21 protein-coding genes are annotated in these 25430 nt (G+C 47.4%); 10 read left to right on the top strand and 11 right to left on the bottom strand.

Features of this window, described 5'->3' with window-relative positions:
* Positions 1-27: 27 nt before the first annotated feature.
* On the top strand, positions 28-906 hold the full coding sequence (locus LJ740_RS15145; RefSeq protein WP_229529950.1) for a class I SAM-dependent methyltransferase: 879 nt from the start codon (positions 28-30) through the stop codon (positions 904-906).
* 71 nt (positions 907-977) lie between these two features.
* On the opposite strand, the gene LJ740_RS15140 is transcribed toward LJ740_RS15145, so the two are convergent.
* The 7 genes from LJ740_RS15140 to LJ740_RS15115 all read right to left on the bottom strand — a co-directional run bounded on the left by LJ740_RS15140 (position 978) and on the right by LJ740_RS15115 (position 7058).
* On the bottom strand, positions 978-1976 hold the full coding sequence (locus LJ740_RS15140; protein WP_229529949.1) for a tetratricopeptide repeat protein: 999 nt from the start codon (positions 1974-1976) through the stop codon (positions 978-980).
* A gap of 42 nt (positions 1977-2018) precedes the next feature.
* Positions 2019-2516, bottom strand: coding sequence for an Ig-like domain-containing protein (locus tag LJ740_RS15135; protein ID WP_229529948.1), 498 nt, complete (start codon positions 2514-2516; stop codon positions 2019-2021).
* 9 nt (positions 2517-2525) lie between these two features.
* Complete coding sequence (locus LJ740_RS15130; protein ID WP_229529947.1) at positions 2526-4106, bottom strand: DUF4331 domain-containing protein; 1581 nt, start codon at positions 4104-4106, stop codon at positions 2526-2528.
* Positions 4107-4493: 387 nt separating this feature from the next.
* Positions 4494-5027: an anti-sigma factor gene (locus LJ740_RS15125; protein ID WP_229530176.1), complete on the bottom strand. Its 534-nt coding sequence runs from the start codon at positions 5025-5027 to the stop codon at positions 4494-4496.
* A gap of 18 nt (positions 5028-5045) precedes the next feature.
* Positions 5046-5180: a hypothetical protein gene (locus LJ740_RS23165; protein ID WP_267498303.1), complete on the bottom strand. Its 135-nt coding sequence runs from the start codon at positions 5178-5180 to the stop codon at positions 5046-5048.
* Positions 5177-5719, bottom strand: a complete 543-nt coding sequence (locus tag LJ740_RS15120; RefSeq protein WP_229529946.1) for a sigma-70 family RNA polymerase sigma factor — start codon at positions 5717-5719, stop codon at positions 5177-5179. Before LJ740_RS15120 ends, LJ740_RS23165 begins: the two co-directional genes overlap by 4 nt.
* 145 nt (positions 5720-5864) lie before the next feature.
* Entirely contained in the window at positions 5865-7058 is a 1194-nt protein-coding gene (locus LJ740_RS15115; protein ID WP_229529945.1) for a GAK system CofD-like protein, read from the bottom strand.
* A 155-nt stretch (positions 7059-7213) separates the two neighbouring features.
* Here LJ740_RS15115 and LJ740_RS15110 point away from each other — a divergent pair, with 155 nt between their 5' ends.
* The 7 genes from LJ740_RS15110 (at position 7214) to LJ740_RS15080 (ending at position 16312) form a co-directional block, all read left to right on the top strand.
* Positions 7214-8851: a phosphotransferase gene (locus tag LJ740_RS15110; RefSeq protein ID WP_229529944.1), complete on the top strand. Its 1638-nt coding sequence runs from the start codon at positions 7214-7216 to the stop codon at positions 8849-8851.
* Entirely contained in the window at positions 8844-9728 is an 885-nt protein-coding gene (locus tag LJ740_RS15105; protein WP_229529943.1) for a GAK system ATP-grasp enzyme, read from the top strand. Before LJ740_RS15110 ends, LJ740_RS15105 begins: the two co-directional genes overlap by 8 nt.
* Before the next feature lies 1 nt (position 9729).
* The gene (locus LJ740_RS15100; RefSeq protein WP_229529942.1) at positions 9730-10821 is read left to right on the top strand and encodes an HprK-related kinase B; all 1092 of its coding nucleotides are present in this window, start codon (positions 9730-9732) and stop codon (positions 10819-10821) included.
* A gap of 11 nt (positions 10822-10832) precedes the next feature.
* Positions 10833-11522, top strand: coding sequence for a histidine phosphatase family protein (locus LJ740_RS15095; protein WP_229529941.1), 690 nt, complete (start codon positions 10833-10835; stop codon positions 11520-11522).
* 35 nt (positions 11523-11557) lie between these two features.
* On the top strand, positions 11558-12868 hold the full coding sequence (locus LJ740_RS15090; protein ID WP_229529940.1) for a metallophosphoesterase: 1311 nt from the start codon (positions 11558-11560) through the stop codon (positions 12866-12868).
* 9 nt (positions 12869-12877) lie between these two features.
* Entirely contained in the window at positions 12878-13141 is a 264-nt protein-coding gene (locus LJ740_RS15085) for an amphi-Trp domain-containing protein (RefSeq protein WP_229529939.1), read from the top strand.
* Between the two features lie 222 nt (positions 13142-13363).
* Complete coding sequence (locus LJ740_RS15080; RefSeq protein ID WP_229529938.1) at positions 13364-16312, top strand: bifunctional diguanylate cyclase/phosphodiesterase; 2949 nt, start codon at positions 13364-13366, stop codon at positions 16310-16312.
* A gap of 2 nt (positions 16313-16314) precedes the next feature.
* Here the strand turns inward: LJ740_RS15080 and LJ740_RS15075 are convergent, their stop codons facing one another.
* A complete protein-coding gene (locus LJ740_RS15075) occupies positions 16315-17310 on the bottom strand; it encodes a response regulator (protein ID WP_229529937.1) in 996 nt (331 codons plus the stop codon).
* Positions 17307-20630, bottom strand: coding sequence for a PAS domain S-box protein (locus LJ740_RS15070; RefSeq protein WP_229529936.1), 3324 nt, complete (start codon positions 20628-20630; stop codon positions 17307-17309). Before LJ740_RS15070 ends, LJ740_RS15075 begins: the two co-directional genes overlap by 4 nt.
* A 235-nt stretch (positions 20631-20865) precedes the next feature.
* On the opposite strand from LJ740_RS15070, the gene LJ740_RS23330 reads away from it, so the two are divergent.
* Positions 20866-22632, top strand: coding sequence for a methyl-accepting chemotaxis protein (locus LJ740_RS23330; protein ID WP_324255618.1), 1767 nt, complete (start codon positions 20866-20868; stop codon positions 22630-22632).
* 133 nt (positions 22633-22765) lie between these two features.
* Positions 22766-24043: a sterol desaturase family protein gene (locus LJ740_RS15055; RefSeq protein WP_229529935.1), complete on the top strand. Its 1278-nt coding sequence runs from the start codon at positions 22766-22768 to the stop codon at positions 24041-24043.
* Here LJ740_RS15055 and LJ740_RS15050 read toward each other — a convergent pair.
* Positions 23967-24986, bottom strand: a complete 1020-nt coding sequence (locus LJ740_RS15050) for an AraC family transcriptional regulator (RefSeq protein WP_229529934.1) — start codon at positions 24984-24986, stop codon at positions 23967-23969. The two genes, LJ740_RS15055 and LJ740_RS15050, sit on opposite strands and share 77 nt — an antisense overlap.
* Before the next feature lie 33 nt (positions 24987-25019).
* A complete protein-coding gene (locus tag LJ740_RS15045; protein ID WP_229529933.1) occupies positions 25020-25373 on the bottom strand; it encodes a carboxymuconolactone decarboxylase family protein in 354 nt (117 codons plus the stop codon).
* Positions 25374-25430 lie beyond the last annotated feature (57 nt).

Below are 25430 nucleotides of genomic sequence, written 5' to 3'. Positions count from 1 at the left end.
ATCACAATAAATTTACCGGAACTTTGCATGAAACAGCCACTGAACTTTAAAAACAAAAAACCCGTCACCTCGATATTAGGGGCAGCGTTGCTTCTGGCATTGAGCCACAATGCCCTGGCAAAAGTGGAAAGCCATAAAACCCTGAAAGCGGTTGTGGCAGAGCGCTCCGAAGAAGCCCGGGCCCGCGATCAGCAACGTCACCCGGTAGAGACCCTCAGCTTTTTCCAGTTAAAACCTGGTATGACTGTTGCCGAAGCGTTACCCGGCGGTGGCTGGTATTCCGGTATCATTGCCAATTACCTGGGTAAAGACGGCGCGCTTTATGGCATCAATTATGTGGACAGCATGTGGCCCAGATTTGGTTTTTTCAGTGAAGAACGCATCAAGGATATGATTGCCTCCACCGCTGCCTTTCCAGGCATGGTGGCTGAGTTAAGCGACAATGATATCAGTGCTGACGGCTTTACCTTTGAAACTATCCCAACCGCAATTCATGGCACGGTAGATCGGGTATTATTTATTCGGGCGCTGCACAACCTGAACCGCTTTGAAAAAGAGGCTGGCACCCTAACCCAGGCCTTAACAGCTGCACACCAGTTGCTGAAACCCGATGGCATGGTAGGCGTGGTACAACACGAAATTGCCGAGTCAGATGCCGATACCGATGGTAGCCGGGGTTATCTGAAAGCGTCGCAGGTCATCGCCAGTTTTGAAGCCGCCGGTTTTGAACTGGTTAGTCGCTCAGACATCAATAAAAACCCCAATGACAAGCCGTCTGAAAGTGACATGGTGTGGCGCTTGCCCCCCACCTATTACGGTGCGCAGGACGACGAAGCCCGTAAACAGGCGTTGGATAAAATTGGAGAATCCAATCGCATGACCCTGTTATTCCGCAAAGCCAAATAAGTTTTTAACAGGCTGATAAGGGCGAACATAAGTGTTCGCCCTTTCTTTACGTTTTTCCAATATTAATTAACTTACAGTTTCTGCTGCTGCGCCTGGTCAAGCAGTGCTTTGTCCTGAGGCAATTTACTTTGCTGCCAATTAATTTTTGCCCAATGCAGCGCTCTTTCAGGTTGATGATTAAAATGCAGCAAATAGCGGGCAACCTCACCAGCATGATGGGTATCATGACTCGCCAGGCGGTGCTGCATTACAGCATCAAGTTTTTGCCTCCATGGCCCATCCTGAACCTCCCGTTCAGCAAGAGCCAGACGTAATATCAACGCATCGGCAATATGCTCATACTCTGCAACAATAGCTGACAACCGTGATAGCAAAGTGGCATAGTTTCCAAGTGCCAACTGCACATCAGACCACAACACCAAATAACTAACTGGCACCGTGTTTAACTCAACACCAGATAACCATTTTGCAGCTTCTTCATAAGCACCTTTACGATATGCCATTTCTGCCGCTACCTGGCTCATCCAATGGCCGGTTACGCCATCTGGCATAGGAAACTTTTGCAGTGCAATTTCAAGCTTTTGATAAGCTAAATCAGTGCCATTGGTATAACTTTCCACTTCAAGCCTGCAGGTAGCTACAATTAGCGCCATCGTTTTACCTAATAACGAAGCACAAGCTCTTTGTGCCTGATCATATTGCGCCAAAGTTAAATGCAAAGCCGATTTTAACAACCATGCCGAAGGAAACTCAGCATTTAGTTTTATGGCTTCATCTGTGGCCTCTAAGGCCAACTCAAATTGATGATCGTGCTGTAACACTCGTGCCCATTGATACCACAACAAGCCATTTCTTGGCTGCGCTTTTAATTCTTGTCTGATAAGCGTTGTTGCTTGATCATAACTGTCGTGACTATGCCCAGCGGTCTCACTGGTTTTCAGGAGCGTTGCAATCTTATCTGGTACACTGGTTTCTGGTTCTGGGTGAGAATGATTTCCATGGCTGAATGTAGGTTGTGCAGATAGCCCCAACATCAACAATGACATCACAAGTAAAGTCTTCTTCATCATAACTTTCTCCATTAAAAGCGCCATCCCTGGCTGCAAACACCTTTAGTCCACTAACAAATCAGCAAAGTCATCGTCTTGATTATCAAGTAACAACCGGCCATTGACCGATAGCGGCGTATCTGATTCAGACTGCTGAAACGCCTGACGGCTATACTGCGCGCTGTCCACTTCAAGTGTCTCTATTTGGATGATGACAGTGCCACTGGCCTCACCGTTATTGCCATCATTGACGGTGAAGGTAAAACTATCTGTACCTGTGACTTCAAACGGCGGCGTATAGACAAATTCACCATTCGCCATTAGCTCAATGGAACCCAACCTTGGCAACATATCGATGCTAAATGTTAGTGTGTCGCCATCTGCATCGGAGGCACTCAGCGTGCCAGACAGGTTTTGGTCGGTCTGAGTCACCAGCTCAACATCCGCTGTAGTTGGCGCTGTATTCACAGGCGCTGGTGTAACCATGTCATCATCTGAACCACAAGCCGTAAGGACAAAGACCAGCAATGCCGGAATCAATGTAATATGTTTGTATCTCATAACTTGCTCCTATTCTGAGCCAGGTAGGGGATTGGCCAGGTAAGGGAAATGATCCAGCATCATACTGGCACTGGAAGGCGCACCATCGGTAAAAGGTACATTGCCCACTGACGCATCCTCCGGCGCGCAAAGTCCCAGATTAGTGGCTTCACCGTTGACTGGTATAGGATGACACAATGCCCCCATTACTACGCGCAATGCGATATCCACTACATCATCACCAGGTCTGCGACCGTTAGGAAATCCTGCCAGATCATCCCCAGCGACACCAAAGGCAGATTGTTCATGCAAAGGCGTTGCCGCTATTGCGGTATTCAGACGCAACATTTCTGACGGCGTAACCGTAGCCATCTGATTAACCCCCGGAAAACCGGTTAAAAACGCAGTAACCAGGTCATTGCGAGGAAAATTGGTAGGTGCCAGAGTCTCAATATCAGTACCCAAGGTACTGTTTACCGCATCTCTAAACAGAATATTAAGAAGTTCAGGCAGGCTCGGATGAGTAACATAATCTAAAAATTGACCATCGTCGCTGGGGTGAGAAGAAGAAAATCGGTCTTTGTCATTCAATCCAATAACTACTTCATTCACCAGTGGACTACCAAGTCGTGATACCTGAGTTAAGGCACCACCAGACACCGACGGCTTAGCAAAGGTCGCATTCGGATTTAAAATCGTGGCCTGCGGTAAACTGGCAGTTGTCCACGCACCTATGGTGCCATTACCTTCACCCACGACGCAGGCTTTAGGCACTTCAATACTCAACGCCGTTACATTTTTCATAGCCAGGTCGTCATTAGCTGTATCCTGAGTTATCCCTCCCGGAAAGCCGTCACCATCACCCGCGCCGGGCGCACTATCACCTTCAACCGGTACAAAATTAACTAAATCGAAAATTTGTCCCAGATTAACAGTAAAAGGATCTTTGCGCTGGCCCACAAAAACGCGACCGTCATGTTCGCAGCCAGGTAAGGCAAAATTATAGTTGAACTGGGCAGCATATTCGCTGTAACCATTCATATTGGAAAAGGTTTTATTGCCAATATAATCAATAGGTTTGGCGAAACTATCAGTGCCTGTGCTGGTATTACTCAATACCGTTTCCATGCCGCTATTCATCGCCCCTGTAACTAAACTTAATTGATAAGATTCAAAAAAGTTCAGTGCAGATTGATCCATGGCACTGACACCACCGATATTCTTCAGCGGCACCGTTACCATTTTCTGGTCTCCTTCCGGACCTATTGGCAAGGCAATGCCCATATTATTGTTGCCTAACTGATTGCTGAAGCGAAACTGGAAGGTCATATCTTCCATAGCATCGCCATCATTGTCGATATGAATGCTGTAGACGGCGTCCGGGTTTAAAGCAAAATAGTTGGGACCGCCGTAAGCATCCTGCAATGGCAAGTAGTTGGCCACTATTGTGACGTAATCTTCGCGCCCTTCCTCATAACTGTTAAACACATAAAAATCGGTAGAATCCAGCGCCGGGAATCCAGCAATGTTTGGGGCTTCTCGGTGACTTGATGCGTTAGCAAGACTGCAAAAAGCAGCACCTGCAATAAGTAAAAGTTGTTTTGTTTGCATGGGTTGTTCCATTTTGTAATGAATTCACCAAGCCAAACGCCCCAGATTGACTATTGGATGCAAAAAAATTAGAAAATATTTTTGGATGCTGTAAACAATCCATTTTACGAAGAAGTTAGCTTTATATTCGCGCTTTGAAAAAAAGCTATTGAAAATCAATGGAATGTTAAGTCTGACGTTCTATGTGGGGATCCCTTTACACGCAGTAAGCTGCTTATTCAGTAGAAACAACCATGAGAGGTATCAGGGACGGACAACATTAGAGATCACTGAACTACTGTACTTCGACCAGAGCTCTATTCTGTACAACGATCACCTTCGACAGTCGCTGATTGTGGAATGAGATTTAAAAGGGTCCAAAAGACCCTTTTAAAAATACCTATACGATCATAGGGTAACCGGTTGCGTTGTGTACAACACTTCTGTTGGCAAGCCATTCGGTGAGCCACCTAAAGGCTCCAGACTCACTGCCAGTGCGGCAATACTAATCTGGTCATATATAGGCAGTTTGTCCAGGCTAATACGACCACCTTGCGGCAACAGTCCCAGCGAAATAGGGGCGCGACCGTCTTGCACCACTATCCACAGTTGATAATCATTTTCTGCACGCTGTTGCAATGAAGCCGTGGCACGCACAATAATTTCTGTTTCAGAAATTTCCAGCAACCACACAGGTTCAGCTTCAGCGTTATTAAAAATGGCAATTTGCTGATATTGCGGTTGTGGCACTTCTGGATCGTAACGCACAGCCAATACCGCCAACAACAATAACGCGGCGGATGCCAACATGGGCCAAATCTTCGAACCAGGATTTGGTTTCAGTGGCACGACTTCTGTTACTTCATCAGTCAATCCCAGTTGGCTTTGGATACGCCGCCATACATGTTTCGGAGGGGCCACCGGCGCTAGTTGTTCCGCCATCTCATTCAAATGTTGCTCCTATAACCAGGTTTGTTCCCGTAAGGCTTGTGACTGCATCACCAAAGTCTGAAAACGCTGTCTGGCTTTGCCCCGTAAGGTACCCAACACATATTCTGCAGACAGGGCATTTTTTGTATCTTGATTTAACTTCATAACGCCAGACACCTTTGTAAACTCAACAAACCACGACGTATCCAACTTTTGATAGTACCCAAGGGTTTTTCGAGGTAGTGAGTAACTTCATGATGAGAAAACCCGTTAAAGTAAGCCAGATGAATAGCCTGTTTTTGCTGCGCATCCAGGTCCTCCAAACAACGCTCGAGATTGAGCTTTTGTTCGCTTTTTAGAGCAAGGTTATCTGTTTCATTGTCAAATCCGTTGTATAAATCACTTTTGTCTAATAGTTCTTCTTTTCGGATTTTGTGATAACGGATCAGGTCAAGGGCCCGATAGCGCGCAATAGATACCATCCAGGTCAGCACTGTACCTTTTCCAACCTGATAGTCTCCCGCATTGTGCCATATTCGCACATAAGCTTCTTGCATGGCTTCTTCGGCCAATTCTTTGCGTACAAGTATTTTTAAACATACAGCGTAAAGCTGACCACTCGTGGCATTATATAGTTGTTCAAAGGATTTTCGGTCACCTTGTGACACAGCCCCCAACAACCGTAACATTTGTTCGTGTTCCATTACTGCTCCATTCGTCGCGTTCGTTTAATAACATCAACGACTGAGATTCAATAACGGATGCACCGCCATACAAAAATTGTTGAAGTTACACAGAGTTAAACGCGAATGCCCAGCGATGGATCAATACAACCATACTACTCAATTATTAAATAAGCGAAATGATCGCCTTTACCAGTTGCTCATCATTGTAGTACTCCGCTGTATCTTTACACACCATGGGTATATCAATTATCTGAATTCCCATAGCAGAAAACCGAGCCACATCGACATGCTGCTCAGACGGTAAATTGCGACTGTCGTATAGGATAAAATTAAGCAGACTGGTTACTGGTACGGTTTGCTCCAGTTGTCCTTGTAAACGCTCTAAAATGGTATCCACCTGGTCATTGATAGTCATCCCCAATTGCTCAGGGTCCTTACCACGATTAGGAATGTAGATCTTAGGACAAGGGTTATTGGCAATGCACTCAGCAACCCCGTAAGGCAATAAATTGGCCACCAGGCTGGAATAAAAACTGCCGGGTGGGTAGCAAATTAACTCTGCACTTTGGATCAGGTTGCGGTTGCGCTTTTTCAACTTGGTAGTGACCCGGCGCAAACTGTTCAGATCCTTGCTCAGGCGTAGCTTTTTTATGGCACAGTTGATCGGTGGTTGTTCTTTTCCGGTCAGGCAGTGTTGACCGATCACCTGAGAACCATCCGCCAGTTCTGCCGCCAGGTGATAATTGTCTTCGGTTATTGAGCGCACCACCCCTTTTACTTTAACCAATTCAGAAAACAAAAAGATAATAGGGTCCAGTTGACGATGCTGATTGATATAACCGCCCACTAAAATCAAATTGCCGATACTGGCACCGCGCAGGTTAAATGCGGCGGGCATCACCTTTAAAAAGTAGCCTAAATGGTTGCAAATCAGGCTCCGCATGGGGTTGAGGATATCGCGGGTCAGGTCATCTTCCCCTGCCACCATCGACTCCAGACGCGCTCTTAATGTGTCATTGTCTGTGGTTTTGTCAAAGCGGTAGTTAAACAGGCGGAGTATTTCAGGGTTCCCCAATACCGATTCATCGGCCAGCGCCATCATACGGCTGCGCAGATCACCCACCGCAGGCATATCAAAAAACTCCCGGATCACCGCTGAGCTGCCACCGGAGTCAAATGGGGTAACCAGGTGAATTGAATTATGGGTGAATTCTTTCAGTTTGCGCGCTACGCCATTCAGGGCACTGCCACCACTGAAAAACAAAATACGCGGGCCGAGTTCCGGAATTTTTTTATAGCGACTACTGCGCATAGGATCAGGGATTGTGCCTCCCCTGGTAACCAAAAAACGAGTCATCGGTTATCTAAGCCTTGTTGTTATTTTCATTTTTTCAACGTTTGTTGTTGCAGATCTATTCCGCTTTCGCCAGCCACCCGTGGTTTCATACGGGTGACATATTCCGATGTCAGTATAGACTAACAGCATAACAGTTATTTTACAGCAGAGGGCGCTTGAGCAAACTTAACAACAGCACTATCGAGCATCTGCATTTCTTGTTGTTAGAGATTGAGCAACAATTGCTGCAAACGGAAGCCTTTTTTGTTGCCCCGGAAGCCAGCGTCGCCAATCGCATTTTGGGTCGCGCCGGCTATGCTGAAAACCTGCGTACCCGCGCCAGGCGCAGTTTGCTGAGTCAATTACAGCGTCACCCAAGATCACCCTTACAGTTTAGACTACAGGCCGCAGAAAATCTGGTGGCCGAATTATTCCAGTTTAGTCATTTCGGACGTCAGGCCATCAGCGATAGCTTGCGACTCAAGCCCCGACGCCTTAGCGAGCTGCCTCATAAAGAATGCGCCAAACTGGTCAAACGTATGCGTCTGGCGCTGGGGCAGGTGGAAAGCGCCCTCGTCGATACTAACTCCAGGGTGGCTATAGATATCGATAATGAACGGCGCAAATTAACCCGTAGATTGTCTAAAATCATGAACAAAGCGGTTTTAGAGCTAGGCGAGGAACAGCGCTTGCAGGAAGCCGCTGAAATGATGTTTCCCATCTATGCTCTGCGCCAAATGATCGCCTTAATGGGCGCCATTGCCGAATCGGTACTGTCGGCTAATTTGGGCCAGCAAATGAATCTCAGTCGTTATACCTCCCTGACGGATATTGCCGAAGACGTGGCAACAGAACCGGAAAACCTGACCCTGAATACCATTGCAGAAACCCGTTCCGGCAGCGCGATTTCTGCAGTATCCAGAAAAGACAACAGCAATGACGACCCGCTGGCCATTTTCAAAGAAGGTGACAAAGGAAAAGTAAAAGAGGAGCGAGCCAGTGTAAAAAGCTGGCATGATATCTACCCGGGACTGGCCCCAAAAATTCTGTCCTATCACAAACGCGGTGATACCGCTTCGATACTGATTGAACACCTGCCGGGTTTTACCCTGGAGCGTATTGTCACAGAACACACAGAGTTGGTTCAGCCAGCGTTAAAAAGCCTGTTAAAGACGCTGCAAAATATCTGGCAGGAAACCCGCACACCCCGACCTGCGCAGGCCCAACATATGCTGCAGTTGGAAAAGCGCCTGCCCGCAGTCTTTCAGGTTCACCCTGAATTCGCCACTCAGAAGCAAATGCTCTGTGGTGAGACCACCGCCTCGCTGCAAACTCTGATGAAGCGCGCAGCAGAGCTGGAAAAGAAGCTGCACGCACCATTTTCCGTGTACATACACGGTGACTTTAATCTTGACAACATTATTTATGATCCGATTGATAAGCGGATCAATTTTATTGATTTACATCGCTCCAGATACATGGACTATGTGCAGGATGTCGCGGTTTTTATGGTGTCCATTTACCGTCTCGGCATTCTGGAGACCCAGCAACGCAGCAGATTACTGACGATCGCTAAGCAGTTTCTCGCCCCGGTCAGACGTTTCGCCAAAAAAGAACAGGACAACAGTTTTGAACTCAGACTGACACTGGGACTGATCCGTTCCTATATCACCTCTACCCGCTTTATCCTGGACCCTACCTTGTCCCGACGTATGTTTTTGCGGGCCATGTATTTACTGAACCAGATCACCACCTGTAAAGCTGATAAACTGGCGAGATATCGCCTGCCACTGGAGGAGCTTTTCTTTGAATAAACGCATTGCCGTTGTGGGCATACCGGGAAAATGGTCCACAGAAGTTCTGGCAGACCGGATTGAACAACAAACCGGGTTCAGACTGGTTATCAGTATGCAGGATGTCCGGCTGGATACTGCCAGCAACGCGCTGTGGTTTCAGGATGTGAACCTGTGTCAGTTAGACGCCATCGTCGTGAAAAAGATCACTCAGGATTATGATCGGCATATGTGGGATCGCATCGAACTACTGCGTTTTGCGGAAATGGCCGGAGTCAGAGTGTTCAGTTCCTGTCAGGCCATGCTGCAATTGGTCAATCGTCTCGGATGCAGTGTCACTCTGGCTGCCCAACACTTACCTTTGCCGGAAACCTGCGTGACTGAAAATTTACAGGACGCGGAGATGGCGGTTCAGCGTTTCGGTACCGCCGTGCTGAAACCCATGTTTTCCACCAAAGCCAGAGGCATGACGCTGGTCAGTGCAGCACAATCGGATTTAACCCAAAGGTTAGGCACTTTTCAGCAACACAACCCTATGCTTTATATCCAAAAGAAAGCCACCCTGCAGGGCTGGGATTTGGGCATGGTATTTGTTGGAGGCAACTATTTGTGTACCTATGCCAGGGTTGCGCAGAATGATTCCTGGAATACCACCATCCACAGTGGCGGTAAATACCAGGCCTATCATCCTGACAGTGCTCTGGTGGAATTAGGCCGGCAGGCACAGGCGCCTTTTGGTCTGGATTTTACCACCGTCGATATTGCGCTCACTGACCAGGGACCAATTATCTTTGAAGTATCGGCATTTGGCGGCTTTAAAGGCGCAGCAGAAGGTTGCCAGACAGATGCAGCTCAGGCCTATTGCCAACATATCATTCGCACCTTAACAGAAGACTAAAATGCACACCGGATTCAACACACTTTCACTGACAACTCAGGACTTTTACTGTTCACTACAACTGACTTTTGACCGCCAGAATTACCAGGTAAAGAGTAATTCTCCCGAGTTATTACAGGCATTAGGTCAGTATTTTTCCGGTTATGAGACCAGGGTGACAAGCAGCGCTGTGAGTATTTATCTGTATGATGACGAAGTACAGCAACCCGCTATCCAGTGGCAAAAGTGGACTGCCGAAGCCGGGAAAACTCGTCAAAAAGAACAGTATTGCGATGTTGAAGACGGTCGCTGGATACATAAACTAAAAACCGGCATGGTATTATTCCAGCACCTTAGTGCACCTTTGGCGATTGGCCCCTGCGAACAATTTCTCAGCCAGACGGTAAATTTCATCATTAATCAGCACATCAATTATTTGCAACAACAAGGCGGCTTGATTTGTCACGCCGCCTGTTTGCAGGTACAGCAGCAGGGTATCGCGATTGCCGCATTATCGGGCGGTGGTAAATCCACTACGATGCTAAAACTGATGGACTTGCCAGATAGCCAGTTTATTTCCAATGACCGTCTGTTTTTATTTGCTGAAAGTTCAGGCATTGTGGCCCGTGGCGTGGCTAAACAGCCCAGAGTTAATCCCGGTACTTTACTCAACAACCCCAAATTAGTCGATATCCTTTCAGTGAAGCGACAACAAGAGCTGGCCAGCATGCCCGGTAACGCACTCTGGCAGTTAGAGGAAAAGTACGACGTCATGGTAGAGCAGGTATATGGTAAGGCCAGCCTGGGGCACAGTTGCCCGTTACAACAGGTTGTATTACTCAACTGGCAGCCAGGTCACAACGCCCCCGTTAGCATGCAGTCAGTGAGCCTGGATTCGCGTCCGGATTTAATCAAAGCTATCGCTAAATCTCCAGGCTCTTTTTATCAGGATGCCAGGGGAGCCTTTTTAAATGCAGCGATTATTCCGCCAAATCAGGTCTATCAGGACAGGCTACGCTCAGTCCAGGTGTGGGAGGTCACTGGTGGTGCAGATTTTGATCAGCTTACTGACCTACTCAGCCAAAAAATATCACTACAAACGATGTCATCATAGGAGTTGCGAAAATGGCACAGACGCGGATTGCATTGATTCGACATGGCGCCTACCACCAGAAAGTCGATACCCCCAGCGCGCTGCAACCTTTTCCTTTAACAGTCCAAGGCATAAGCGAAATACGACAACAAGCACAACAATTTTCCAGATTGCTGACAGACAAAGGCTGGCGTCTGGCGTCACACGTGCACTCCTCTCCCCTATTGCGCGCCTGGCAAACTGCGCAGATTTACATACAGGAACTCAACGACTTTTTTATTGAGCCACCAGTGCATCTGCAATTTCCAGCGTTAGTTGAACGCTCGGTGGGAAACGTAGCGAACCTGACTACGCGGGAAATAGAGCAGTTGTTGGTTGAGGATCCGCGTTATGATCCCGCGCCGTCCGGGTGGAAGTCCGACAGTGAGTATTGTCTGCCCTTTCTGGGGGCAGAATCTCTGATGGCGGCCGGTGCACGCGTAGCCCGGCATATCGAGTCACAATGCGCTGAGACGACATCAAACACCGTGCAATTAATTGTCGGCCATGGCGCAGCCATGCGTCATGCTGCATGTCATCTAAATGTCATGCAGTTTTGCGATATTAAAAAATTAAGTATGCATCACGCTCATCCTGTCGTTTTGGAAAAAACAGATACAGAGTGGCAACACATTGCAGGCCAGTGGAAGATTCGTAAAGCGGGAAGTGAGGCAAAAGATTAATCAGCGCGACAAGCCGACAGCCATTGAGTCAAACCATGTCCTATAATTCACTGCAAACTTTTCCTATCGATCTCGCCGGATACACCACCATTGGCCAACACTGGTCTCAGTTTCGACATGTAGCAAATGATGAGCAACTGCCTGCAAGAGAACAGCCTTCACCGGAATCCTTGTCAACCGAACACTGGCGTTGGCCAGACAAAGCGGTTATTTTTATCTCAGATCCCCATGCTGATGCGGAAGCGTTTATTGCTTCATTGCTGGCTTCCGGTGGCGTAACCCGCAACAGCAAGGGTAACTTAAAGTTAACCGCATTAGGTAAAAAATCCACCTTTGTGATAGGCGGTGATTGCCTGGACAAAGGGCCAAGTAATCTGGATTTATTAAAAAGCCTGAAACAATTTATTGCCACTAAAGCCAAAGTAAAATTGCTGGCCGGAAACCATGATTTACGTCTGTTAACCGGACTTTCAGCCATCAGCCGGGAAAAACACGTCAGCTATGAGCACATGTTTGTGCGCATGGGGACCAAAGTTATCCCGCTGTTTAAAGAGGTCTTTGAGCGCTATCTGGCTAACAGCGACTGGCAACAGAAAACACCTGATGCGCAAACCTGCAAACAATATCTTTACCCCAGAGACAGTTGGTTTGACGCTTTTCCGGTGTTTGCGAAAGAATCGTTGAGTGCCAAAGCCATTGAAAAGGAAGTGAAACGATTGCGTAAAAAGGCGGGCAGGTTCGAACAGGATTGCCAGGCTCAGGGGATGGATATTCGCATGGTGTACGCTGCCGCGCAGCACTGCCAGCAGCTGTTTTTCAGTAAAAAAGGTAAATTCCGCTGGTTCTTTAAAAATATGCAGCTGGCCTATAAAAAAGGCAGCTTCTTGTTTGTACACGCCGGATTGGACGACAACGTTAGTCAGCTGATCAAACGACATGGCATCAAAAAACTCAACCGACAGTTTAAAACAACGTTGCGCGACGATCTGTTTGCCTTTTATTTCAGCTCTCTGGCAACGCCGTTTCGCACTAAATATCGCGATTCCGATCCCATCTTTTCAGCGAAAGGTGCAGAGGCAGTTAAACAGCGCGATATTCACTGCGTAGTACATGGCCATGTAAACCATGGCGACGGGCAACAGATATCATTGCAAAAGGGACTGTTGCATGTAGAAGGCGACATCACCTTAGATCGCAACTCTCGTCGTAAGGAAGGTTTATCCGGAATCGGCTTTGGGGCCACCCTAATCCACCCTAAGAAAATGATAATAGGCATCAGTTCTGATCACCCGGTGGCCAAGGTATTAACACCCCGCTGGCACAACATCTGGCCAGTTCAACAATGAGGTAGCGCAATGGAACACAAAAGTGAATTCAGGCACGAGTCTTTACAGGACGGTAAGTCCATTCAAAAACTGCTGGAAGCTATTTCTAAAGGGCTGGGCAAAGGAAAACTGGAATTCAGTGACGAAGATGGCAAGTTAGCACTTACCCCCAAGGGACTGTTAGACCTTAAAATCACGGTTAAAGAAGACGAATCCCGCCACAAGCTCGATATCCGGGTCAGCTGGAACAAGCAAAATCAACATCTGTCAGAGTCAATTCTGAAAGTAAAATAATCGCCTTAAATCTCAGCACGATAGTCAGGTGTTGCTATCAATAAAGGTATCCCAATCCCTGGCCATGTCAGATCAGAAGTTGTTGTTGCTTTTATAACCAGATCTCATCAATTAGTCTATAAACCGCACATTCTATTTGGGATACAGGCAAAGCATTGCTAGTATTTAGGCGAAAGAATTAATCCCAGCGCTAAACAGGAGTATCTCTTCAGAGATCAGCAGATGCCTGAAACATCCAATCACCAAACTAAACTTCGAATCAAATTAAAGTTTCTGGCCGCTGCCGCAGTGTCTGCGCTTTTGCTGCTTTTGGCTTTAGGTCTGTTTGAATTAATCAGTAATGAGCGCCATCGCCAAACGCAGAGTAACGAAGTCACCTCCGAGCTCACCGAGATTAGAGCCTCACTTGAATACACCATCAATCGCAACCTCAGTTTAACCCACGGTCTTGCAACCTACATCTCCCTGAATCCGGAAATGGACCAATCAGAGTTTTCCAGGTTTACTCAACAACTGCTCTCCTCTGCCAATCAAATACGGCACATTGGTGCCGCAAAAGATCTGGTAATTAGCCATGTCTACCCAATGGAAGGCAACGAACAAGCGCTTGGTGCCGATTACCGGAAGATTCCTGACCAATACGAAGCAGCAATACGAGCTATTGAGCTGAATCGAACAATTCTGGCTGGTCCGTTAAATTTGATCCAGGGAGATACAGCGCTGATAGCCAGAACGCCGATAATTAACGCCCGTTCAGGGGATGTTTGGGGGTTACTGTCTGTTGTCTTGCGCTACGAGGAAATTTTACAGGCCAGCGGTGTTTCCTTGCAGACAAAACTGGACCTCGCCATTCGGGGTAAAGACGCCAGCGGGTCTGCCGGTGACTTTTTTTACGGGAACAGCCAGATTTTAGCGCAGGAGCCAATAGGGCTCCTGATCAGTTTACCTCAGGGGAATTGGCAATTGTTAGCGACCCCCAAAATGGGTTGGCAGGATCTACGCATAAATATTCCGGTATGGATTGGAGCCCTGCTGCTTTTTTGCTTGTGGTTGCTGGTTTTAAAGCACAGATACAGCACTGAAATGCTGTACCTTGACTCAATTCACAATGTCTTTCGCTCGGAACGCAAGTTTCGGAATATATTCCACAATCACAATGCCGTGATGTTGCTTATTGAGAAGTCCACCGGACAGATAGTAGACGCTAACGCCGCAGCACTGGCATTTTACGGCTTTAGTCACCGGGAACTGATCAGCAAGCGCATTCAGGACATCAATATTATGTCGGCTGAAGAAGTGGAGCAGGAAATGACTAATGCCGCACTTCACAACCAGAACTATTTCACCTTCCAACATCAGTTGGCCAGTGGAGAAATCCGCAATGTTGAAGTGCATTCCACCCCGATAGAAGATGCCAACAAAACCATGTTGTTTTCCATCATTCACGACATAACTGAACGCGTCGAGAATGAACAAAAATTAAAGCTCAATGCAAAAGTGTTTGAGCACTCACAGGAAGGCGTACTGGTAACAGACGCTCAAAACAAAATCATCACCGTTAACCGGGCATTTACCGATATCACTGGTTATTCACAGGACGACGTCACCGGGCGGTTTCCCTCAATATTGAAGTCTGGCCGTCATGATGCACAGTTTTATGTGGATATGTATGAAGAAATCGACCGCCAGGGTTATTGGAAAGGCGAAATATGGAATCGCAAAAAAGACGGTACCATCTACCCGCAATTGCTCTCTATCAGCAAAGTGGAAAATGATGCAGCACAGGTCACGCATCACGTAGCAGTATTTTCAGACATTACCCGCCTGAAACAATCAGAAGCTCGCATGGAGCAGTTGGCCCACTATGATGCCCTGACGGGGTTACCCAACAGATTGCTGCTTAAATCACGCATTGAACATGCACTGGAGAGAGCAAAACGCCACCCGGAAGATAAGGTAGCCATTCTGTTTTTGGATTTGGACCATTTTAAAGTGGTCAACGATAGTCTGGGCCATATGATGGGTGATGAACTGCTGAGGCAGGTAGCCAGGCGTTTAAAATGCTCCCTGCGGGAAGAAGATACCATTGCCCGTTTAGGCGGGGACGAATTCGTAATCCTGCTGGAGGGGATCACTCAGATCAGTACATTAAATAGCATAGCGCAGAATATCATCGAGGAAGTAAAAACCCCCTATTTGCTGGATGCAAATCAGGAAACCACAATTGGCACCAGTATTGGTATATCCGTTTATCCCAATGATGCAGAGGATCTGGAAAAATTACTCACTTATGCCGACTCAGCAATGTATAAGGCAAAGCAAAACGGCAGGAATACCTACGCCTTTTACACTGAATCCATCACAGCTGAAGTGGATAAACGGTTCAAACTCAACAATCAATTGAGTAAAGCCATTGACCGTCAGGAGCTGGAGCTGTTTTACCAACCGCAGATAGACATGCGCTCCGGCGACATCACCGGAGCAGAAGCCCTGATCCGTTGGAATCACCCTGAGGAGGGATTATTAACTCCCTGGGCATTCATTGAAATCGCGGAAGAGACCGGGTTAATCCACGAAATATCCAAGTGGGTCATTGCGCAAGGTTGCAAACAGTTAAAACAGTGGCAGGAAGATACTCACGATATCACCCTGGCGCTGAATATATCGCCCCGGGATTTTCGCTACGATAATTTTATTGATGAAGTGGGTAAACACATTAAACAATCCGGAGTACGCCCTCAGCGATTGGAACTGGAACTCACCGAAAACAGCCTGATGGAAACCTCCGGCAACGTGATGGAACTGCTACACGATCTGAAAAAGCTGGGGGTATCTCTGGCTGTTGATGACTTTGGGACAGGACACTCCTCAATTGCCTATCTGAAGCATTTTCCGGTGGATAAGTTAAAGATTGACCGCAGTTTTATCAAGGATATTGACGTTGATCCCGCCGATAAAATGATCACTGAAACCATCATAGATATGGCCAAGAACTTTAACCTGAAAGTGGTGGCAGAAGGCGTAGAAACCCGTGAACAACTGGAGCTGCTGAACAGTATCCACTGCGACATTGCACAGGGTTTTTATTTCAGCAAACCCGTACCTTTGGCCCAGTTTAACGCGCTGCTGGCCGACAACCGGGTGCCGGCTCAGGAAACTTGTTCAGGCTGAGTTTATTCATCCTGCCAGCGGGCTTTGATATCCAGAAACTCAGCTAAACATTGATCCAGTAGTTCCACTAACCTGGGATCAAAGTGTTTGCCACTTTCAGAATGAATAAGATCCAGCGTTCTCTCCACTGTCCAGGCTTCTTTATAGGGACGTTTACTGGTCAGCGCATCAAAGACATCAGCAATGGCAACGATACGCCCTTCCAGAGGAATATCTTCACCTTTCAGGCCATTGGGATAGCCTGTGCCATCCCACTTTTCGTGGTGAGTTAAGGCCACCGACTTTGCCAGTCGCAGTAACTCAGAGTCTGCCTCACCAATGATATCAGCACCTATCAGGGGGTGTGTGCGCATTACGTCGAACTCTTCTTCAGTCAGTCGACCGGGTTTGAGTAAGATACTGTCTGCAATACCGATTTTCCCGATATCGTGCATTGGCGCCGCGTGCAGAATATCATCCGCGGCTTTGTCAGATAAGCCATAAGCTTTTGCCAAAATACGCGAGTAATGACTCATACGCAGTACGTGGGTGCCGGTTTCATTATCCTTATATTCCGCCGCCCGACCCAGACGTTGAATCACCTGCAATCGGGTAAGCCGCAGTTCATCTGCCTGCACTAAAGACAAATGAGTTTTCACCCTGGCTTTAACGATAGCCGGTGACACCGGCTTAGTAATATAATCCACGCCACCAGCTTCAAACCCCGCCGCTTCATCACTTTCATCAGCCAGCGCAGTGACAAAAAGCACCGGAACATGTTTGGTTGAAGGCGCCTGTTTTAATGCTTTGCAGGCTTCCAGACCGGTCATCTCCGGCATCATCACATCCATCAGGATCAGTGCCGGTGGCTCCTTTAATGCCACATTGATGGCTTCCTGACCACTTTTGGCAAAAGCCAAATCATAGTGCTCAGCCAGAATATTTTTGAGTACTCGCAGATTAACGGGCTCGTCATCTACCAGGAGTATTCTGGGACGATTAACTTCTTTTTCAATCATGATTTCTCCTGCGCTGATTTGAGTTCTTTCAGCAATAACGCGCATAGATTCGCGGCTTTTTCAAAATCAAAATCGTCAAGCGCTGCTTCGATCTGCTCCACCGTTTCCTGGAACAGTGTTGCTTTTAACACCATTAGCGCCTGTACATCGTTTTCATCGAAGGTGTTTTCAGCACAATCTGCCAATAAACGTTCGCTGTGTAAAACCATTTGCGCCATATCCACCTCTGCCGGTGACTCAGGCGCATCATTGATACAGGCTTCGCCGAGTAGTTCGCGCACCTGCAACAATGTTTGCTGTAACTGTGCTAATAACTCTCCGGTGCTTTCGCTGTCTTGTTCCTGCACCTGCTTTTCCAACTCATTGAGTTGCTGTACTGTGGTTTTCAGTGCCACGTTACCGGCAACACCTTTCATTTTATGACACACCAGTGAGAGTTGTTGCCAATCGGCTAACTTAAATGCATCACGCAACTCCTGTTCATAAACAACACAATTTTTCAGGAAGGTCTGCAACTCTTTCTCGTGCTTTTGTTTATTACCCCACAAGGCCTCACCTTGCTGGTAATCAATCAGTTGCGTACCTTCCTGAGATTCTGGCAAAGTGTTATCTGTTGCTTCTATGCCCAATACCCGGGCAATTTCATTATTCAGTTGTATCAGGTCAACAGGCTTATTGGCAAACCCCTCCATTCCGGCTTCTTCTGCCGCAGATTTGTCCTGTTCCAGCACACTGGCGGTCAAGGCAATAATAGGAATGGGGGGCAGCCCCTGCTGTTTTTCCTGCTGCCTTCGTTCTCTGGCGGCGCTCAGCCCATCCATAACCGGCATCTGTAAATCCATCAGCACCAAATCCGGTTGTGAGCCTGCCATACGCACCAATGCTTGTTGACCATCGCGCGCAGTGATCACCTGATGGCCTTCACGGGTTAGCAAAACCAGTAATAAATCTATGTTTTGCTGAATATCATCCACCACCAAAATAGTTAATGGTGGCAATTGTAGCTTCACGCCGGAACTTGTACTTTCACTGACCTCAGCAACCTGTAAGGGCAAATCAAAAGTAAAACAGGTCCCCTTATCTGGCTCACTTTGGACACTGATGGTTCCTCCCATCAACTCAATCAGTTGTTTACTGATCGTGGTACCTAATCCGGTGCCACCAAATTTGCGGCTCATTGATGCATCAGCCTGGGCAAAGGCATCAAAAACCCTTTCCAGTTGTTCCTCAGACATACCAATCCCGGTATCTTCTACCTGAAACCGAAGTTTGTTTCCGGATTTTATCGTCACAGAAATTTTCACTTCACCGGTGTCTGTAAATTTAATAGCGTTGCCCACCAGATTCGTTAATACCTGACGAATTCGCTCGGGAGAGCCCAGGTAACCGGTGGCAATATTCTCATCAACTGAAACATGCAATTTCAGCCCCTTTGCATCCGCCTGTAACCACAATGTTGATACCACAGCATCGATTTCATCCGTCAGGCAAAATGGCCTTTGCTCCAGTTCTAATTTACCTTTATCTAACTTGGCGCTGTCCAGAATGTCATTGAGCAAATGTAACAGTGACTTTGCAGAGCGATTTATGGTGGTCAGATGTTTGTATTGCTCTGTGGTAAGACGGGCGTCCATCAGAATATCGCTAAAACCAATGATGGCATTCATCGGGGTGCGAATCTCGTGACTCATGTTGGCCAAAAATGCCGCTCTGGCGGCGGCGGCTTGTTCCGCTTTTTCTTTTGCCAGCAGCATGTCCTGTTCCATGGTTTTGCGATCGGTAATGTCCATGATGAAACCGTCCAGCCAGGGCTCTTCGCGATCTTCTACCTGCACCATATTGCCATGTTCAAATAACCAACGAATTTGTCCGTCCTTGCGAATAATCCGGTATTCCAGCGCAAATGAGCTTTGCTCTGCTACTTCAGCATAAATGCGTTCTCTGTCGTCCGGATGATAGAGGTCGGCAAAACTGCGCTTTGGATTGGGCAGAGTAAACTCACTGGCATTGTAGCCCGTGATGTTTTCCACAGCTTCGCTGATGAACACCATGGGCCAGTCTTTTTCCAGTAGGCAGCGGTACGCAATCCCGGGAATGTTGGAGATGAGTGAACGAAACTTGGCTTCGTTTTCTTTTAGCGCTCGCTCCATTTCGATGCGGTGACGAATATCTGATAAAAACGCTACGAAATAATCTTCGCTTTTTTGCACCACATGGCCTATCCCCAAACGCACGGCAACCAGTTCGCCATTTTTGTGCACTGCGTCCACCTCACGGCCAACACCAATAATATTGGCTTTGCCCGTTTTCAGATAATTTTCCAGGTAGCCATCGTGTTCACCACTGAATGGTTGAGGCATGATTTTGCTGACATTTTCTCCCAACAATTCATCAGCTGACCAGCCTAAAATCTGACTAACAGCTTTGTTAACGCTCACCACGGTTCCGTTGCTACTGATAGTGATAATGCCATCTACCGCGGTATCCATCATGGCGCGCATACGACTGGCACTCAGGCTGGCCGCTTCTCCGGCGTCTTTATAGCGAAACACCAGACTGGTGCCCAGAACCATGCTGATAATTAAAATAGTAAACGCGGTAACGCCCGCCGCCAGAAACAAGGAGATCCCCTCAGGTTGCGCGGATAACTCCAAACCTGGCGGTAAAACAAAACGGGCAGCTGCCATCCCGGTATAATGTATACCAGAAATTGCCGCCCCCATCACAATGGCCGCAAGCAGATTGGCCTTTCGTGCAGAAAGTCGGGTTTGCCCAAAATATGCGATACCAAAACGCACCCACAAAGACAGCATGGCCAGCGCCACAGCCACCAGGATGGATACCAAAAACATTACCAGGTCATAGCGCAACAACGTTGCCATTTGCATTGAAGCCATACCGACATAATGCATAGCGCCGATGCCGGCACCCACCAATACACCACCGAGAAAAATCTGCTTTATTGTAATGCTTTTTTGAATAATCAGATTTAGCGCCACCAGCGAGGCAGCAATGCTGGGAATAACGGACAGTAAGGTGAGCTGCCAGCCGTAATCTACCGATGTGCAAAGTTCAAAGGCTAACATGCCAATAAAGTGCATTGGCCACACCCCGCCCCCCAGCGCAACACTACCGGTGCCGAGCAATACCTGACGCCTGCTGGCGCGACTTTCCGCGGCCTGAGTAGCAACCTCAAACCCCATAAAGGCGGCAAAAATGGCAATAAGCACGGATACAACCACTAACCCGGGGTCATGAGAACCGTAGGTCAGCAGACTTTCATTGGGAAAATAAAAAAACTGTTCTAAGAGATTTTGCATGCAGAAACAGCGGTGTTATTGGGATGCATGTGATGACTATTACATTGTTGGCCGCAATGCACAAGCCTGTAATCAATACGAAACGATTCGTCTTTAATATACTTTGATTTCTAAATAATTAATACGTATTCTGCACTTAACATGTTTTTGAACGATTCGCATTCAATCTACTTTAGTGAATTTTAGCGCATCAACTCAAATGCTTTTGTATCCACCTAATAATAACGTGACCGCTATGCTTTTTAAATCTAAGTCATCGGGTATCTTTGAGCGTAAAACCGCTGAAGCCATTTCTGAAGCCCTGAACCGTTCTCAGGCAGTTATCGAGTTTACACCGCAAGGCACGATAGTAAGTGCCAACCAAAATTTTTTACAGGCAATGGGGTATCAACTCAGTGAAATCCAGGGAAAGCATCACCGCATGTTTGTGGATGACGCCGAACGTCAGTCGGCGAGTTATAAAGCATTCTGGGATGAATTATCACGAGGAAAGTTCAAACAATCTGAATTTAAACGCATCAGGAAAGGTGGCGAGATTATCTGGTTGCAGGCTACTTATAATCCGATTATGAACAAACAAGGCGTCGTAGAAAAAGTGGTAAAGTTTGCCTCTGATATCACTGTGCAGAAGCTCAAAAACATAGATTACGAGGGTAAACTGGCGGCCATCAGTAAATCGCAGGCCATGATAGAATTTGACCCACAGGGCAATATTCTCGACGCCAATGACAATTTTCTTGCGGCGATGGGCTATCGCAAAGAAGAAATCCTTGGCAAGCATCATTCTATGTTTGTAGACCGCGGGGAATCTGCCGGGAGTGACTACAAACGGTTCTGGGACAAATTGCGCCACGGAGAATTTCAGTCTGCGCGCTACAAACGCCTGGGCAAAGGCGGCCGGGAAGTCTGGATTGCTGCCACTTACAATCCGATTGTGGATCCCAATGGTGATGTCATCAAAATAGTAAAATTTGCCACTGATATCACCAAACGCGTTAAACAAGAAAAACAATTTGCGATGCTCTCACTGGTGGCCAATGAAACCGATAACTCAGTGATCATTACTAATGCTCAGGGTCTGATTGAATACGTAAACCCCGGATTTTCCAAATTATCCGGCTATAGCATAGAAGAAGCGCTGGGGAAAAAACCCGGAGCATTGTTACAGGGCGAGCACACCAATCCTGAAACCGTCAAACGGGTACGGGCCAATATCGCTGCGAAAAAATCGTTTCACGAAGAAATACTGAACTACAACAAACAAGGTGATTCCTACTGGATAAACCTTGCCATTAATCCGATATTTAATGAGCAGGGAGAGGTTGAAAAGTTTGTCTCTATACAGAGTAATATCGATGCAACCAAAAGACAGGGCCTGGAAAACGGAATCCGTCTTAACGCCATTGCCAGCAGCAATATTGTTCTGGAATTTTCGGCTCAGGGAGCCTTGTTGGAAGCGAACCATCTCGGTTTACAAGCCCTGTGCGCCAGCAGCGTTAAGGAACTGGCAGATAAACTTAAAAACCTGAAAAGCTGCCTGTCTGAAGAAAATTGGCAACGCCTGTTCAAGCAGGACTCGGTTTCCTGCGATGTGACAATTCCAACCATAAAGGAACAATCTCCCGCCATTATTGCGTCGACTATTTCGCTGGTCAGAACCGTTGAGGGTAACATCAGCAAGATCATTCTGTACGGCACAGACGTCTCGGAGAGAAATCAGGTAATTGCTGAAACGCATGACGCCATGTCGCAGGTATTAGACCGTATCAGTAGTATCATACAAACAATTAACGGGATATCGAACCAGACCAATCTGTTGGCCCTGAATGCCGCTATCGAATCGGCCCGGGCAGGTGAAGCCGGTCGTGGTTTTGCTGTGGTTGCTGACGAAGTTCGCAATCTGGCGCAAAGTACCACAGAATCAGCGCTGGAAATTACCTCATTGATCAGTGAAACCAAGGAGCATGTAGATAAGCTCTCCAACTACATGGCAGAAAGTTAATTTTATTGCTTAAAATACCCTTGTCAGTACCCTGATACAGGCACCTTTGCATGGTGCCTGCTGTCAACATATGGCACTTTCGGTCAATACTTAGTCAGTCATCAGTGCCATACTCAATACCTGTAGAGTCAATGTGGGCCTGATTGTGGAATTGATACTGATTGCGATACCTTTTTTCTTTTTACTGATTGCCACAGAAATTTATGTGGACCGAAAAAGAAAAACCGGATTTTATCAATGGGATGATACCATCAGCTCACTGAATCTTGGGGTGATGAGCCGCCTGGTAGGTGTCTTTAAGTTAATTTTACCTTTCTCTGCTTATGTCTGGTTATATCAGCAGACGGCGTTGCTCAGCATTGCGCTGGATTCCGTGCTGTGGTGGACGGTGGCCTTTGTGGTTTATGACCTGGGCTACTATTGGGTACACAGGCTTAGTCACCGCATCCACGTCATGTGGGGATCTCATGTGGTGCATCACTCCAGCGAAGAGTACAACCTGACCACGGCCTTGCGCCAAACCGGTACGCCTGCCTTGTTCGCCTGGATTGTTTTTCTGCCCATGGCCTTGCTGGGAGTCCCCCCGGAAATGCTGTTGGCTTGTGGGTCGCTCAATTTAATCTACCAGTTCTGGGTACATACTCAGCATATTGATAAAATGCCTCCCTGGTTCGAAGCCGTTTTTGTCACGCCCAGTCACCATCGGGTGCATCACGCATTGAACAAAGACTATATCGATAAAAATTATGCCGGCGTGTTTATCCTGTGGGACAAACTATTTAACTCCTTTCAGGCGGAAAAAAATAACGTAGAAATTGTCTACGGCGTCAGTCACCAACTCAATAGCTGGAATCCCCTGTGGGCCAATTTCCAGGTGTATCGCAACCTGCTACAGGATGCGTTATATACCCGCCACTGGCGCGACAAAATCAAAACCTTTTTGATGCCTCCGGGCTGGCGTGCGGCCGATGCCAAACAAGGCCTGCCAAGAAAATATGCCAACAGTAAATCACTGCAGAAATACGCAGTAGCCCAATGTAAAAACCAAAAAATTTATGTACTCACTCAGTTTCTGTTGCTGATACCCATGGTATTTTGGTTCTTACTGCAACTCCCCTATTTTGCGCCGTTAATAAGTGTGGGGCTGGGACTTTTTGGCATTTACCACTGTTGGGTTATCAGTGTTTTGCAGGAACATAAAACCTGGCAAAGCCTGGCAGAACCACTGCGCTTACTCGGCACCGGTTTTATCGCTTATGCACTGTTGCAGCCACAAGTTCAACATCCTGTTTTTGTACTTATCCTCGCCTGGATAATCGCCTCATTGTTCAGCTTTACCTGGCTACTGAAACAGGCAAAGCCAGCGGCTGTATACGATAATCCCCAGGCGTCACACCAAAGTGACGTTTAAATGCGCGTTGAAAAGCACTTTGCTCGGAATATCCTAAAATCTGTGCAATGTATAACAGTTTGTGGTCGGTTTGAGTCAGGTAGGATACCGCCAGACTGAGCCGGATACTCTCCACAAACTGCGTTAAACTGGTGCCAGCCCGTTGGAACTGACGTTGAACTTGTCGCGGGCTTAATTCCAGAAATCCCGCAATTTCGGGTAAGTCTGGTACATGATCCGGCAGCACTTCAATGATGTACTGACGTACGATATCTAATGAGGCGTTTTTGCGTTTTACCAGCAAGCGCTGCTCAGCATGGGCACAGAGTACATTGAGAACTTCTGAGTTCGAAGTGCGAAGCGGCAGGGCCAGCAGTTCGGTGTGCACTTTGATACCGTTAAACTCAGCATTAAAGTACACCGGGCAACGAAAAAATGCCTGATACTCCGCCGGGTCCACCAGTGCTTCATGGGTAAAATGGACACTCAGGGGCGTGGCGTCAGATTGCGTATACTGAAACGCAAACGCCAGCCAGGCGGTAATCACCTGCTCGGTGCTATGGGCACTGTGACAGCACTCAGACAACCAACGCATAATGGTGACTTCTTCCTGAGTCTCATGATAGGCCAGTCCGGAATTGCCCAGTAAACATTGATAACGCTTTTGCAAGGCCAAAGCCTGTCGCAAATCCGGTGCGGCCGCCACAATAAAGCCCAACAGTCCCCAGATACTCAGCTCAAACGCCCGGCCAAAACGAAAGCCTATATTGGCACTATCAAGCGTATCAGCCGCATTATGCAGCATGGTCTCGTAGTGTTGCACCGCAAAGCAGGCTTCCGGATCATTGAGTTGCGCATCATTGCAGTTTAACTGGCTTAACAACTGCGCTCTGGGCAGCCCCTGAGCATCCAGATAATTGAGCAATGAACGCACCGTATAAGCAGGCAGTGTTGCGTCTGGCATCGCCATATTATCTATTCACATCCATCAGCAGGCTTAGGACTTGTCTGTCTGACTGAATTCATCAAAGGCTTTTAACGCGTCCGCCGCGTACATCAGTGACGGTCCACCGCCCATGTAAACAGACATACCGCACACCTCTTCGATCTCTTCTCGAGTTGCCCCCAGCTTAACTAAGGCCTTGGCATGAAATCCGATACAGCCATCACATCGCACTGCTACCCCGATAGCTAAGGCAATCAACTCTTTGGTCTTTTTATTCAGTACACCGTCTGCCGTTGCAGCTTTGGCCATTTCCGAAAAGCCTTTCATGACATCCGGCACCCCTTTTCGCACCTGAGGCAAGTACTCATTTAAATCAGCGGTAATATCGAGATAGGATTTTTTCATAGTGTTTAACGCGTTGAGAAAATGTTAAACACTATTGTGGCTTTTTGGTCGACAGAA

Source organism: Planctobacterium marinum (genome assembly GCF_020687805.1).
Classification (GTDB): Bacteria; Pseudomonadota; Gammaproteobacteria; order Enterobacterales; family Alteromonadaceae; genus Planctobacterium; species Planctobacterium marinum.
Note: the sequence above shows the minus strand (reverse complement) of the source record. Positions and strands in the feature narration are given on the sequence as shown.

Excerpts from the sequence above, each read along its gene's own strand:
- LJ740_RS15130 (WP_229529947.1), bottom strand. The coding sequence starts at position 4,106 with ATGCAAACAAAACAACTTTTACTTATTGCAGGTGCTGCTTTTTGCAGT.
- LJ740_RS15080 (WP_229529938.1), top strand. The coding sequence starts at position 13,364 with ATGCCTGAAACATCCAATCACCAAACTAAACTTCGAATCAAATTAAAG.
- LJ740_RS15135 (WP_229529948.1), bottom strand. The coding sequence starts at position 2,516 with ATGAGATACAAACATATTACATTGATTCCGGCATTGCTGGTCTTTGTC.
- LJ740_RS15120 (WP_229529946.1), bottom strand. The coding sequence starts at position 5,719 with ATGGAACACGAACAAATGTTACGGTTGTTGGGGGCTGTGTCACAAGGT.
- LJ740_RS15100 (WP_229529942.1), top strand. The coding sequence starts at position 9,730 with ATGCACACCGGATTCAACACACTTTCACTGACAACTCAGGACTTTTAC.
- LJ740_RS15125 (WP_229530176.1), bottom strand. The coding sequence starts at position 5,027 with ATGGCGGAACAACTAGCGCCGGTGGCCCCTCCGAAACATGTATGGCGG.
- LJ740_RS15085 (WP_229529939.1), top strand. The coding sequence starts at position 12,878 with ATGGAACACAAAAGTGAATTCAGGCACGAGTCTTTACAGGACGGTAAG.
- LJ740_RS15075 (WP_229529937.1), bottom strand. The coding sequence starts at position 17,310 with ATGATTGAAAAAGAAGTTAATCGTCCCAGAATACTCCTGGTAGATGAC.
- LJ740_RS23330 (WP_324255618.1), top strand. The coding sequence starts at position 20,866 with ATGCTTTTTAAATCTAAGTCATCGGGTATCTTTGAGCGTAAAACCGCT.
- LJ740_RS15045 (WP_229529933.1), bottom strand. The coding sequence starts at position 25,373 with ATGAAAAAATCCTATCTCGATATTACCGCTGATTTAAATGAGTACTTG.
- LJ740_RS15050 (WP_229529934.1), bottom strand. The coding sequence starts at position 24,986 with ATGCCAGACGCAACACTGCCTGCTTATACGGTGCGTTCATTGCTCAAT.
- LJ740_RS15070 (WP_229529936.1), bottom strand. The coding sequence starts at position 20,630 with ATGCAAAATCTCTTAGAACAGTTTTTTTATTTTCCCAATGAAAGTCTG.
- LJ740_RS15115 (WP_229529945.1), bottom strand. The coding sequence starts at position 7,058 with ATGACTCGTTTTTTGGTTACCAGGGGAGGCACAATCCCTGATCCTATG.
- LJ740_RS23165 (WP_267498303.1), bottom strand. The coding sequence starts at position 5,180 with ATGAAGTTAAATCAAGATACAAAAAATGCCCTGTCTGCAGAATATGTG.
- LJ740_RS15145 (WP_229529950.1), top strand. The coding sequence starts at position 28 with ATGAAACAGCCACTGAACTTTAAAAACAAAAAACCCGTCACCTCGATA.
- LJ740_RS15095 (WP_229529941.1), top strand. The coding sequence starts at position 10,833 with ATGGCACAGACGCGGATTGCATTGATTCGACATGGCGCCTACCACCAG.
- LJ740_RS15090 (WP_229529940.1), top strand. The coding sequence starts at position 11,558 with ATGTCCTATAATTCACTGCAAACTTTTCCTATCGATCTCGCCGGATAC.
- LJ740_RS15140 (WP_229529949.1), bottom strand. The coding sequence starts at position 1,976 with ATGATGAAGAAGACTTTACTTGTGATGTCATTGTTGATGTTGGGGCTA.